The sequence below is a fragment of the Flavobacterium sp. genome (assembly GCF_044361015.1).
GTDB lineage: Bacteria > Bacteroidota > Bacteroidia > Flavobacteriales > Flavobacteriaceae > Flavobacterium.
This window is the reverse complement of the sequence record NZ_JBIKJL010000003.1, coordinates 25,342-38,379: the sequence shown is the minus strand read 5'-3', so window position 1 is coordinate 38,379 and position 13,038 is coordinate 25,342. Positions and strand designations below refer to the sequence as shown.

General features: G+C 34.9%; 11 protein-coding genes. 1 reads left to right on the top strand and 10 read right to left on the bottom strand.

Annotated elements, in window-relative coordinates:
• Positions 1–114: 114 nt before the first annotated feature.
• Positions 115–801, top strand: coding sequence for a tyrosine-protein phosphatase (locus tag ACIQ2Z_RS01960; RefSeq protein WP_396182487.1), 687 nt, complete (start codon positions 115–117; stop codon positions 799–801).
• On the opposite strand, the gene ACIQ2Z_RS01955 is transcribed toward ACIQ2Z_RS01960, so the two are convergent.
• From ACIQ2Z_RS01955 to ACIQ2Z_RS01910, 10 genes are all read right to left on the bottom strand, one after another.
• Complete coding sequence (locus ACIQ2Z_RS01955) at positions 781–3,171, bottom strand: GumC family protein (protein ID WP_396182486.1); 2,391 nt, start codon at positions 3,169–3,171, stop codon at positions 781–783. The genes ACIQ2Z_RS01960 and ACIQ2Z_RS01955 overlap by 21 nt on opposite strands.
• 3 nt (positions 3,172–3,174) lie before the next feature.
• On the bottom strand, positions 3,175–3,936 hold the full coding sequence (locus tag ACIQ2Z_RS01950; protein ID WP_396182485.1) for a polysaccharide biosynthesis/export family protein: 762 nt from the start codon (positions 3,934–3,936) through the stop codon (positions 3,175–3,177).
• A gap of 70 nt (positions 3,937–4,006) precedes the next feature.
• Positions 4,007–5,968, bottom strand: a complete 1,962-nt coding sequence (locus ACIQ2Z_RS01945; protein ID WP_396182484.1) for a polysaccharide biosynthesis protein — start codon at positions 5,966–5,968, stop codon at positions 4,007–4,009.
• A gap of 181 nt (positions 5,969–6,149) precedes the next feature.
• Entirely contained in the window at positions 6,150–7,289 is a 1,140-nt protein-coding gene (locus ACIQ2Z_RS01940) for a DegT/DnrJ/EryC1/StrS family aminotransferase (protein WP_396182483.1), read from the bottom strand.
• Entirely contained in the window at positions 7,282–7,890 is a 609-nt protein-coding gene (locus tag ACIQ2Z_RS01935; protein WP_396182579.1) for an acetyltransferase, read from the bottom strand. The genes ACIQ2Z_RS01940 and ACIQ2Z_RS01935 overlap by 8 nt, the downstream gene beginning before the upstream one ends.
• A gap of 1 nt (position 7,891) precedes the next feature.
• Positions 7,892–8,494, bottom strand: coding sequence for a sugar transferase (locus ACIQ2Z_RS01930; RefSeq protein WP_396182482.1), 603 nt, complete (start codon positions 8,492–8,494; stop codon positions 7,892–7,894).
• A 126-nt stretch (positions 8,495–8,620) separates the two neighbouring features.
• Positions 8,621–9,775 (bottom strand): glycosyltransferase family 4 protein, encoded by a 1,155-nt coding sequence (locus tag ACIQ2Z_RS01925; RefSeq protein ID WP_396182481.1) that lies wholly within the window; start codon positions 9,773–9,775, stop codon positions 8,621–8,623.
• A complete protein-coding gene (locus ACIQ2Z_RS01920; protein WP_396182480.1) occupies positions 9,762–10,889 on the bottom strand; it encodes a hypothetical protein in 1,128 nt (375 codons plus the stop codon). The genes ACIQ2Z_RS01925 and ACIQ2Z_RS01920 overlap by 14 nt, the downstream gene beginning before the upstream one ends.
• A 1-nt stretch (position 10,890) precedes the next feature.
• Positions 10,891–11,847 (bottom strand): polysaccharide deacetylase family protein, encoded by a 957-nt coding sequence (locus ACIQ2Z_RS01915; RefSeq protein WP_396182479.1) that lies wholly within the window; start codon positions 11,845–11,847, stop codon positions 10,891–10,893.
• Positions 11,848–11,851: 4 nt separating this feature from the next.
• Positions 11,852–13,036: a hypothetical protein gene (locus ACIQ2Z_RS01910; RefSeq protein ID WP_396182478.1), complete on the bottom strand. Its 1,185-nt coding sequence runs from the start codon at positions 13,034–13,036 to the stop codon at positions 11,852–11,854.
• Between the last annotated feature and the right edge of the window lie 2 nt (positions 13,037–13,038).

Genomic DNA, 13,038 nt, shown 5'->3' with positions numbered 1-13,038 from the left:
TAGTTAACCCCTTTCAAGGGGTTTTTTTATACCTGATAATTTCTCATACAAATTAGTTTGATTTTCTTTTCCAAAAAAAAAACAAAGCTCAAAGATATAATTCCTGATAATTTCGTGGATATACATTCCCATTTAATTCCCGGAGTTGATGATGGGTCAAAAAGCATGGAAAGTACTTTAGGAATGATGGAAAGCTTAAAATCGTTAGGCTTTGAACAATTCATTACAACGCCGCACATTATCCAAAATGTTTGGAAAAACAACCGCGAAATTATTCAACAAGGAGAAATTGCAGTCTTAGAATCACTGTCAAGTAATAACCAAGAAATACCATTCAAAGCTGCAGCAGAATATATGTTTGACACTTCCTTCTCAGAACTTTTACAAAAAGAAAAACTACTGACCCTGAAAGAGAATTATGTCTTGGTAGAAATGTCCTACCTGAATCCCCCCATGCAATTAGTAGATTTGATTTATGAAACTCAACTGGCAGGAAATATTCCCGTTTTAGCTCATCCGGAGAGGTATTTGTTTTACCACAACAATATGAGTGAATATGAAAAACTTAAAAAAGCAGGTTGTTTATTCCAAATGAACTTACTCTCGTCTGTCGGATACTACGGAGAAGGGGTTGCCAAAACAGTAGATAAACTATTAAAAAAAGGAATGATTGACTTTGTGGGCTCTGATGTACACCACCAAAAACACATTGATGCTTTTTCCGGAAAAATCGTTATAAAAGAAATGATCCCTTTAAAAGAGGCCATTCAAAACAATCAGTTATTTCGATTTCTTTTGTAATATTTTTTTGTGCCAAGGCAATTGTTCTAGCTCTGAATCTGCTCCATAGCCATACCCATAGCCGTAGCCATAGCCGTAGCCGTAGCCGTAGCCATAACCATAAGTCTTAGAAGGATCTGTACCATTCAAAATCATGGCCATGTTTGGCAATTTATTCTCTTTGTGTAATGATTTTGGAATAATCAAGGAATGTTTTTTCAGGAAATTAGCTCGAACAACATAAACAAAAACATCAGCAAATTTACTAACCAATAGTGTGTCTGTCACCAAACTAACGGGAGCTGTATCCACAACAATATAATCGTATTGCTTTTTCAATTCATCGAAAAGGTCACTAATTTTAGTACTATTCAATAATTCAGCAGGATTTGGAGGAATAACTCCGGATGGCATGACCCAAAAATCCTTATGTCCTTCTTGACGATAAACGATATCTTCAATTTTTAATTTATCATTAGAAAGATAATTACTTAAACCAACTTTCGATTTAATTTTGATATACTCCATGATTTTAGGGTGTCTCAAGTCCATTCCTATCAAAAGTACTTTCTTACCATATAAAGATAGTGTACTGGCAATATTAACAGCCACAAAAGTCTTCCCTTCTTTTGGAATAGTAGAAGTGATAAATATTGTTTTGGCCTGTTCTTTGTCAGTGGTAGCTAGCATAAAATCCAAGTTGGTCAACAAAATCCTGAAAGATTCAGCGGTACTAGACCTACTTTCTGAAGTCATAATCTCATCACTGGTTTCCGATAAAGGAATATCGCCTAAGAAAGGTAATTTCAAATACTTTTCTAAATCATGACGGGAATGTATTTTAGTGTCCAACAACTGTATTAAATAAATAACAGAAAATGGAATTAGCAAACCAAGTAACAAAGCAATCAGGTAAATATTTCTGGTATTTGGCGAAACGACACCAATAGAGTAAGCAGAATCAATCACTTTAGCCTTAGGAGAAGTAACGGCCATGGTAATGGCTGTTTCTTCTTGCTTTTGTCTCAAATATAAGTATAAGGCTTCCTTAATATTTTGTTGTCGTTCAATGTTTCTGTATTTTCTGTCAAGCGTAGGAACTTGAGAAACTTTACTGTTAAATTTCGATTCTTGTTGAAGCAACTGTTTTTTGGCAATAGTCAATGAACTTTGTACATTTCTGAGACTCTGTTGTATGGTACCTTTTAGTGCCGTGATTTGCTGATTATAATTAAGCACATTTGGGTGATTGGCCGAAGTGCTTTTCAAAAGGCGGTTTCGCTCTAACACCATAACATTATATTGATTAATCAGCGAAGTGGAAGCATTTTCCGTGGGAATAATATTCTCTGGAATAGTCTGATCAATATCGGAATTCTTAATGGAATTCAACATAAATTCTACGACCATTAATTCTTTCCCGTTATTGGCTAATGCCTTTTCATATTCGGAAGAGGTGGTAAGGTTTAATCCTGCATCGGTTACTAAGTCGGTTAATCGATTATCTTTTTTAAATCGCTCTGCACTGCGTTCAACGGTATCTAATTCACCAGTAATAATACTTAAGCGTTCATCAATAAAATCTTGTGTGTTTTTAGCTACTAAATTCTTATCATTTAAAGCATCTTCATTAAATTTCATGACCAACGTATTGAGGTAATCCATTCCTTTTGAAGGCAATGGATCTACTACAGAAAGCTGAATAATACTGGTCTTTTCACCTACAGGAGCTACCGTTAAAATATTTTTATAAGCAATAGCAGCAGTCATCAAAGGGGTAATTTTAATGATTATAGTATTGGTGTTGATAGTAGCTTTTTTATTGCGATTAATTACAATATTACCTAAAGAAGTAGGTATAACTTCACCAAAAGTGTGTACCTTATCTGTTGATTGTTCATTATACTGAAGTTCAAAAGAGTTATCTTTCAGAAATTTAAAATAAAACAATCCCCACTTATTTTCGATAGATTTATCATTTTCAAAAACTAGCTCAATGGGTGATTCAGTATAAAGCTCAGGGGTTAAAATCCTTCCTTCAGCATAATAAGAAACATTAAATTTTAATTCTTTAACGGTATTTTGGGATAATATACGAGAACGAAACATCTCAATTTCATTCTCTAAATTACTCTTTTTGACTCCTAAAATACCCAAATCATTAAAAGCATCTAATTCAGTTGCTGTACCTTTTTTGTCATCTTTAATTAATATTGTCGTGGTTAAACCATACTGAGGCATCTGATACCGCAAGTAAATATAAGCAATCGATACAGCGATTAAAACACTTAACACAAACCATTTCCAATTCCGTAAATATTTAAATAACTGTTCAGTTAAATTAATTTTAGAATCTACTTCTTCGGTTGAATTAATAAAAGAATTTTGCATGTTTTAATCTGTTAATAGTATTATGGTAGTCAAAGCAAACCCAAGCACAGAAATTGCTGCTAAGATATTAGGTCCAATAGCAGTGGAATCAATTTTTCGTTTATTGGGCTCTACGTACAAAACATCGTTTTGAGTAAGATAGTAATAGGGAGAATTAAGCAGGTTAGGGTCAGTCATATTAATTCGCACTGTTGTTTTTACACCTTCTGTTTCTCGAATCAAGAGCACATTTTCCCGTCTGCCAAACAAAGTCATATCACCGGCTAAAGCTAAAGCTTCCGGAATAGTAATTCGGTCACTTGAAATAGTATAACTCCCTGGATTAGCAACTTCTCCCAAGACTGAAACTTTATAGTTTACAATTCTTAAATTGATTACAGGATCTTTAGCATATTCAGAAATTTTGGTATACAATATTTCTTTAACTTGATTTTTATTTAACCCACTTACTTTTAAGGTGCCAAGAACAGGAAATTGAATAGTTCCGGCATTGTCTACTAAATAAGTAGAACGCTCCATTTGCATAGCATTAGTCGTTGTTCCTGCTTCTGAATTACCAATATTGAAGGGTTGTGAAGCTTTTGGGTCTAAAGTGGTTACATTAATATATAAAACATCATCCGTTTTGATAACGGGTTCATAGTTTGATTTATTCTCGGTTGAGGCGGTGTCAATTTCCTGAAAGTAAATCACTTTCTTTTTGGAAACACAAGAAGTGAATAAAAAAGCTGAAAGTATAAAATATAAAAAAGAAAATTTTTTCATAGATAGAATGCTGATTTGGTGCAAATATAAGTTTATTAATCTTAAGCCTAGTAGTGTGACAGTAAATTATTTAAGAATCCAACTCTTGAAAAACAGAATTCATACTCTTAAATTCAGGAACGATTTTTTTCATCTTTGAAACAAGTATATCTTTTGATTTCACATGAGCACTGATAATTAAATCTTCTATTAAATCACTAACTACCTCAAACTCATCACAAATTTCCTCAGCTATCATTATTTTTTCATGATGAGTAGCTAAATTTTTAGCAGAATCATTCAATAGCTCTTCATACAATTTTTCACCGGGTCGCAAACCAACAATCTTAATTTTAATTTCTTTATCTGGCGTATATCCGGCTAATCGAATCATTTTTTTAGCTAAATCAATAATTTTAACCGGATCACCCATGTCAAAAATAAAAATCTCACCCCCTTTACCCATAGCTCCGGCTTCTAAAACTAATTGACAAGCCTCCGGAATGGTCATGAAATAACGAATAATTTCCGGATGGGTAATCGTAATAGGCCCACCTTCCTGAATTTGCTTTGTGAAAAGTGGCACAACGGAACCATTGGAACCCAATACATTACCAAAACGTGTCGTGATAAATTTTGTCTGACTGTCAGCATTTATTCTGTTTTTTTTGAAATGCAGGGATTGAACATACATCTCCGCAATTCGCTTACTGGCTCCCATCACACTGCTCGGGTTAACTGCCTTGTCGGTGGAGATCATTACAAATCGTTCAACATAGTATTTGCAGGATAAATCAGCTACGTTTTTTGTCCCCATAACATTTGTATAAACAGCTTGTGCAGGATTTTCTTCCATCAAGGGAACATGTTTGTAGGCAGCCGCATGATAAACGACTTGGGGTTTATAGAACTTGAATTTGCGTTCTAAAAACTCATAATTTCGAATATCCCCAACTAAACTTTTGATGGGATAGTTATAATTCATCGCCTCGATTTCAAGGGTCAAACTATGCAAAGGGGTCTCAGCTTGGTCTAACAAAATGATGGAAGATGGCTCAAAACCTAACACTTGACGTACAATTTCACTGCCAATAGAACCGGCAGCACCGGTTATCATAACTGTTTTTCCACGCAATTGGGATGAAATAATGCGGGTATCCAAAACAATGGGTTTTCGCTCTAATAAATCCTGAATTTCAAAATTCTTAATATTCTTAGAAATTTCTTTTTCGTTTTCCCAGTCGGTTACTAAGGGGATAGTAAATACTTTATAATTAAAATCGATGCATTCATCTACCAATTGCGAACGTTCTTCCTTGGTTAAACTTTTGTCAGCTATTATTAAAGCATCGGCTTTATTCAAACGCATCAAAACAGGAACTCGTCTTTTGAACTGAAGAATAGGAAGGTCTAATATTCGTTTCGTATTATTTTGATTCTTCTTATCTATAAAACCAATCAATTTAAATCGTTTGGGTACTTCTGATTTCAAAGCATTAGCAACAGCAATAGCATTGGCATCCGTTCCATAAATTAAAGCCGTCGTTTTGGGTGTCTCTGCAGCAATAGTAAAATATTTTTCAAAAACTTGTTTAACTACAACACGGTAAAAAAACAAAAAACTAAAAGACAAAACAGCATGTATAAAAATACCGGTATTCAAATAGATTTTATCCCAACCGATCAAAACAAAGATAAAATTGACTAGAACAAACGTACCTAAAGTAGCAAATTGAGAAAAAAACAATTTTAATGCATCTATGTAAGAAGAATGGCGAATAATACCTGAATAAGTTCTGAATATCCAAAAATAGAAAATATTAACCCCCAAGTAAAGAGGAAGGGCTATAAAAATTATTTCCGTTTCAATATAATGAAAACGAATACCACTCAATAGGATAAACGTCACTAAACCGGAAAAAAGTACAATCGAGGAATCTAACAAAAGGACAACCCATCGCGGTAAATAACCAAGATTTTTAAAATTAAAATGCAATTGCAACTGAGCAAAATAGTTTAAAACATCTTCCAGTATAGTTGTCTTTTTTTTCAAAATTCTTTTTTAATAATTTTGTAACATGTAAAAATAAGTATTTTTTTTAAAATCTTAAAAAAATCTTAATTTTTAACCAAATCTTTATTTAAACCAACAGAAATAAAGAATTTAAATGAGCTATCTCTTATCTCCTTCCTCAATTATCTTTCTTCTTTCTTCTATTCTCTAAATTCATCTCCTACTTAAAAACCGCTTGGACCAAATCCGTAATCCTATTTCGTTCCGCATCCGTTAAATTAGAACCGGACGGAAGACATAAACCATCGTTAAACAAATTTTCCGATACGGTTCCGCCGTAATACGGATACTTTTCAAAAATAGGTTGCAAGTGCATCGGTTTCCATAAAGGCCTGCATTCAATATTTTGTGCTTCCATTGCTAAGCGTAAAGTTTCTCTCGTAATACTATTAGTCAAAGCAGGATTAAGTAAAATAGCAGTCAACCAATGATTGGAAAAATAAGTATTATTAGGTTCAGAAAGCACCTTAACCCCCTGAATATCAGCGAAAAGATCAACATAAAAAGCATGCATTTTTCTACGTAAAGCAATGTGGTCATTCAACACTTCCATTTGACCTCTTCCGATTCCGGCACAAATATTACTCAAACGATAATTATACCCGATTTCACTGTGTTGATAATGAGGGGCGTTATCACGAGCTTGGGTAGCTAAAAAAACCGCTTTATCTTTTAAAACTTTATCAGGGGCAACTAAGGCTCCACCACCGGAAGTGGTAATAATTTTATTTCCGTTAAAGGATAGCACCCCAATTGTTCCAAAAGTACCGCATTTTCGACCTTTATACGTACTGCCTAAAGCTTCCGCACTGTCTTCTAAAACAGGAATTTCATACGTTGAAGCAATGGCATTGATTTCATCCACTTGATAAGGCATGCCATATAAGTGAACAGCAATAATGGCCTTAGGCTTTTTGCCTTTGGAAATCCTGTCTTGAATGGCTGTTTCCAGGGCAATCGGACACATATTCCATGTCTCCGACTCACTGTCAACAAATACCGGTGTTGCTCCTAAGTAGGCAATAGGATTAGCTGAAGCTGAAAAAGTCATACTTTGACAAATCACCTCATCACCGGGTTTCACGTCTAATAATATCAACCCTAAATGCAACGCCGCTGTTCCCGAACTCAAAGCCGCCACAAATTTATCCGCTTGGATATACTGCTCTAAATCAATTTCAAAGCCGGTCACATTCGGACCCAAAGGAGCAACCCAATTGGCGTCAAAAGCTTCTTGTACAAATTTCTGTTCATTTCCGCCCATGTGCGGCGAGGAAAGCCAAATTTTTGAATTATTCATCTTGTAAATTAAATTTAATTATTATACCGGGATTACCTACTACAACGGCATAATCCGGAACATCTTTAATAATGACTGCTCCTGCCCCTATCGTAACCCATTTACCAATTGTGATGCCTTGAATAACACACGAACCGATTCCTACATGCGTTCCTTCACCAACAGTAACATTTCCTGCTAATGCAACACCTGGGGAAAGATGAGCAAAATGACCTATTTTGCAATCATGCTCTACAATAGCTCCTGTATTCAAAATACAATGTTTCCCTATAACAGCATTTGGATTAACTTTTACACCGGCCATAACTACCGTTCCCTCACCAATTGCTATATGTTTGGAAAGTATCGCAGAAGGATGAATAGCGTTTTCAAAGGTAACATTTAGTTTTTTAGCTAATCGTTTTCTTACTCTATTATTACCAATAGATAAAATCAAGGAATCAATTTTTTCGGAATCTAATAAAGAAGCAGGAACTACAGGCACTCCTAATAAACTGGGCTGTTTAGGATAATCATCATAAACAACGTCTACAGATTGTCCTATCAATTGTAGAATATCTAAAATTACTTTACCATGTCCACTGGCTCCGAATAGCGAAATTTTAATTGCCATCAAATGGTTCTATTGTGGCTGCATCGGCAGCGTTAATTCCTTCTTTTTTGATTACTTTTTGAATAGTTTTGAATAATATTTTAACGTCCAAACCAAAACTCAAATGGTCCACATACCAAACGTCATACTCAAATTTTTTATCCCACGAAATGGCATTTCTCCCGTTTACTTGTGCCCATCCGGTAATACCGGGCTTTACTTCGTGACGACGATTTTGAAAATCACTGTATAAATGTAAATAATGAGCTAACAAAGGTCGGGGACCTATCAAACTCATATCGCCTTTGAGCACATTTAGTAATTGGGGTAATTCATCTAAGGATGTTTTACGGACAAAAGAACCAATAGGAGTTAGCCGTTCAGCATCAGACAGCAATTTACCTTCATTATCTTTTTTATCATTCATTGTTTTAAACTTAACAATATTAAAGATAACGCCGTTTTTTCCGGGGCGGGGTTGTATAAAAAAAGGCTTGCCTTGATTTGCAAAATACAGAAAAATTGTAATTATCAAAAAAATTGGGCTTATGAGACTGAGTCCAACCAATGAGGCAATAAAATCCATTAATCTTTTGATGTATTTCTTATACATTACTTTACTTTCTGTTTTGAGGTGTAAAAGTATAAAATTATTACTGAAAGATGTTTGAGTTTCATACACTATCTATACTTTATCTATGCTTTAAAATCAAAGAAGCTAACTTCATCCTATGTAGAATTATAATTTTTGATATTCCTTCAAAATAGCCTGCCAAACAACTTGCTGTTCATACCGATTAACAATCATAGGCCTCGCGTATTCCCGCAATTGTTCATAATAAGCCTTGTTTTCCATCAGTTCTATCATGACCTCCAACAATGTTTTTTCATCCTTAGTAGGAATGATAACCCCGTTTTGATGAGGAACAATAATTTCATTACAACCGTTAATATTAGACACAATCGAAGGTAGCTCCATCGCACCGGCTTGCATCACCACATTGGGAAAACCTTCGCGGTAGCTAGGAAAAACAAGACAATAAGAGATGGAAAAAAACAACCGAACATCTTGTTGATAACCCACCGCCTTAATTTGTTTTACATTTTCAATAGCTTCTAATGTTTGGGGAAGTAAAGGGTCTAGTTCGGTTTCCAAGGGGCCTACCAATAAAAGCTTCGCCGTAGGATGATTAATTTTTAATTTTTTAAAAGCGGCAATCAATTCATTAATTCCCTTATCTGTAACCAATCGACCCACAAAAATAAAGACAAAATCGGTGTCTTGAATATCATAACGGGCTTTCAGTTCCTCTTTTTGGGCAAAACTGAAATGGTCGTTAGAAAAATAAGTAGTATTGATGCCATTCGTACTGCCGTTGGCCAATACTTTCAATTTTGAAGCCTTACAATATTCGTTTTGAAGAATAATTTCTTTCAATCCATTCGAATTGGGATATACCCGAGAAGCAAATAAATACGTTAGTTTTTCCACAAAATCGAGCATCTTTCTTTTACTACCTGTTTCTTCTAACAAAGGTAAACCGGCTACCGTATGAAAACGATGCGGAACTCGGGCTAAAAAAGCAGCCATCATTCCAACAATTCCTGCTTTAGGTGTGTGTGAATGCACAATATCCGGTTTCGTTTTTAATAAGAACAAAGTAAGCTTAATAACTGCCATTAAATCGTGTAGGGGCGTAATTTTTCTGGTCATTTCCAAGTGAAATGTAGCCACACCCTCTCTAGCTCCTACTTTTTCTAAATATTCCTTTTCAGAAGAAACTGCAATTACATCATACTGTTCTTGCATAAACTTTAGTTGCCCTTCTAACAATTTATCTAAAGACAAAGGAACTGTAGTAATGCGAATTAATTTAGGTTTATTTGTTTTCAATTGATTGATTTTTTTGAATTGTAGACAATAACCACAAAATAGCGACAACCATAAATGGAGCATACATAAGTTTTGTTCTCATAAAAATACCAAAATTGGCATACCGGAAGATATACACACTCCCGCAATACAAACTTAGAAAAACGGCAGTAGACCACCACAAAGGCAAGTGTATATTTTTAATTTTTTTCCAATAAAAAACTAGTACATAAATAAACAATAGGTGCAACAGTAAATAAACTGCATTCTCAAACCCGGCCAACCATCCTTTTAAAGTATTGATCTCACCAATAAAGGGTCTAAAATAAAAGGAAACAAACCGATAAAATAGTGAGTAATCTTCCATAGGAACATAGGTTCCTGAACGCTCAAAAGACAAAACCGATCCTTTGTTAAAACGAATAATTCTATCCCAATCCAAATAACGAATATGCGAAAGTTGCAAAACCATATAACCCAAAATGCCACTGGCGGAAATCCCAAAAAATGTCCATGCAAGTTTTCTTCTAACGTGGTCTTTACTAAAAATTATATAACTTGTTCCAAAAGCAAACAATAGCAATAAAGCAACATGAGGTCGGATAATCAATAACAAAACAGAACAAATGATAAACGAAAAAGACACTGATTTGTAGTTTGAAATCGTCCTAAAAATCTGCACCAAGCACATAAAAAGCAAGGGCTCTTTTCCTAAACCGGCTGTCCAGTAATGTAAACCGGGCCAAAAAGCAAGAATAGACAACAAGTTAATATTTCCAAGAGATAGCGAAGAATCGGTTAGGGTTTGCAACCACTTTATAAAGTGTAAAATAGCAAAATAACCCAGTAAACCATGGAGTAAAAAACCACCCCAAAAAGGAACACCCATAATGATAAATGGATAATTAAGCCAAACGATAAAATCGGTGCCGTAAGAAAAGAAGTCAAACCAACTATGTTGTGAAATATCAAAATTTTGAGCCCAGTAATAATGAGCATCGGAATGACCTTTTTGCACGCGTTCTTGCCATACAAAAAAAACAAATACTAAATGCCAACACAAAAGCAACCATTTAAAACCTAATGATTCCGGTTGATTTAAAAAACCTATTATTTTTTTGTTGAATAAACGCAAACTAGTAAAGTTTAGCAGTTAAATCAGCCATAGTAACCGATTCAAAACCAAATTTAGCCTGCAAATGCAAATACCATTTAGCAATTTCCTGCAAGGCTTCCATTGATTCTTTGGGATGATCACCAAAATTATGCGGGTGCCACCATAAATGATATACTGCTCCCTCTTTAGCGGCCTGCAACATTTCATTTTTAATTCGTTGCAACCGTAATGAATTTAAAAAGGACAAACCATGGTGGGGTCTTAAAAAACGACTAGCAGGTTGAGCTGTTACAAAATCAGCAGTTACTTTTTCCATCGGATACGAGGTAGAACCCAAAGGCAAATAGGCATCGCCGGTTCGGAATAACTTAGTGGCTAAGGTGGATTGTGAGGTATCTTTCCAATACCATGCATCAGGGTTGGAACGCAATTGCGTAATGCCTCTTTCCTGGCAACTAAATAGATAATCCGGGTTCCACTGATTTCTGGGAAAAACTAAAGAATGTAAGGTAGCTCCAAATTGAGTCGCCATTTTTTTGGCTAAATCCAAATCACATTCAAATTGTCTTTTAGTCTGTCCCGTCTCTAAACAATAATAATGAGAATAAGTGTGAGTTGCTAATTCTTGACCGGGGGTTGATTGTATGAATCGAATTAAATCTGGTGCAAAAAAGAAACGGTCTAAACCCGCTGAACGATGTTCGAGCCCATAAGCATAAGCATCTAATTTTAAATTGGTGTAGGTTGGCTTTTCATCCGGCAAATTAGCTAGCCATTCTTCCCAATTTTCGTTGAAAAGCATCCCAACCGTTGCCCAAGTTACCTTGATCTCATGCTTTTCAAAACATGCTAACATATGGGGAATAACCTTTCGGGTATTGTCAAAATAGGCAATTTTTTTGTTTAGTGTAATGTGGTCAAACACACCCCAAACCAATTCAAAATCCAACGAAATGACAAATTTTCCTTTCTTCATATTCCTAGTCTGTTGTTTGATTTAGTGTAGCTTGCAATCGTTGTTGCCGATCATACTCTTCCTGAGCCAAAAAATAATAAATAACAAAAAAAGCAAAATACATCACCATAGATTTTTGTCGCATGATAATACCAAGATTTGACATCACAAAAGTCATTGCAAAAGAAGTCAACAAAAAAGCAATGGCCGACATTTTAACCATATATACTGAATTTTTGAAAAACCGAATAAACCGCTTATTGAGTATTTTGGAGAATAATAGTAAATATAATAAATTTTCCAAGGAGCTAAAAACACCTAAAAGGCTAGGGGAATCCACAAAAAGGGGTCTGAACCAAAAGGTAAATAATTTAACAGGGAGCGAATAATTACTCATTGCCACACCTGAGCCAGATTTTTCTGATAATCCTTGGGACCGGGCCTCTGCAAACGCTTCAAAATCGGAAATCACATTTTCGGAGTTTTCTAATTTAGCCACCGCTAAAATTGAATTACTGGCGGCAGCTAAAAACCCGATAGAGGCAATAACTATCAAAACTTTTAACCCGGAACTCATTCGCTCTTTCCCAAACCAAAGTCCAACCATGACCGCTACCAACATAAACAACATAACATGAGGCCGAACCATATAAACAAAAAAGCCCCCTAGCAAGAGCAAAAACCAACGCTTATAAGGGGATTTTACGGCATAAGTAAAAATCATCAAACCCATAAAAATAACAGAACCTTTTCCTAACGAAACTGTCCAGAAATGCATATTGGGTAAAAACAATAAAAGGGTTAATAAATCATATTTTTTTAAAATCTTAATATCAATCGGAATGTTTTCCCGCATAAAAAGATAGGCAAACACAAAACCCACATAACCAAACCAGGAAAATATAAGCATGAGGGATTCATATGACAACCCTATTTGAACAAAAGGGGAGGCTAAAAAATTAATGAAATTCGTACCGCTTTCAAAAAGACTGGGCCAATCATTACCGATTTGACTGGCTACATAATAATATTGTATTGAATCGGAAGGATTAAAAAGTGTATAGGTATAATATACTAAAAAGAAAAGTAAATGATAAAAATAGAGGTAGTTCAATAATTTTTTATTAAAAAACGGATGTTTTCGGGCAAGACTAGTGAGCAACACTTGGGTTGCTATCAATAATATAACGAAAACAACTATTGCATCCATTG

Bases quoted from the DNA above. Each gene is read 5' to 3' on its own strand.
- ACIQ2Z_RS01955 (WP_396182486.1), bottom strand. From the start codon at position 3,171: ATGCAAAATTCTTTTATTAATTCAACCGAAGAAGTAGATTCTAAAATT.
- ACIQ2Z_RS01930 (WP_396182482.1), bottom strand. From the start codon at position 8,494: ATGTATAAGAAATACATCAAAAGATTAATGGATTTTATTGCCTCATTG.
- ACIQ2Z_RS01910 (WP_396182478.1), bottom strand. From the start codon at position 13,036: ATGGATGCAATAGTTGTTTTCGTTATATTATTGATAGCAACCCAAGTG.
- ACIQ2Z_RS01950 (WP_396182485.1), bottom strand. From the start codon at position 3,936: ATGAAAAAATTTTCTTTTTTATATTTTATACTTTCAGCTTTTTTATTC.
- ACIQ2Z_RS01915 (WP_396182479.1), bottom strand. From the start codon at position 11,847: ATGAAGAAAGGAAAATTTGTCATTTCGTTGGATTTTGAATTGGTTTGG.
- ACIQ2Z_RS01940 (WP_396182483.1), bottom strand. From the start codon at position 7,289: ATGAATAATTCAAAAATTTGGCTTTCCTCGCCGCACATGGGCGGAAAT.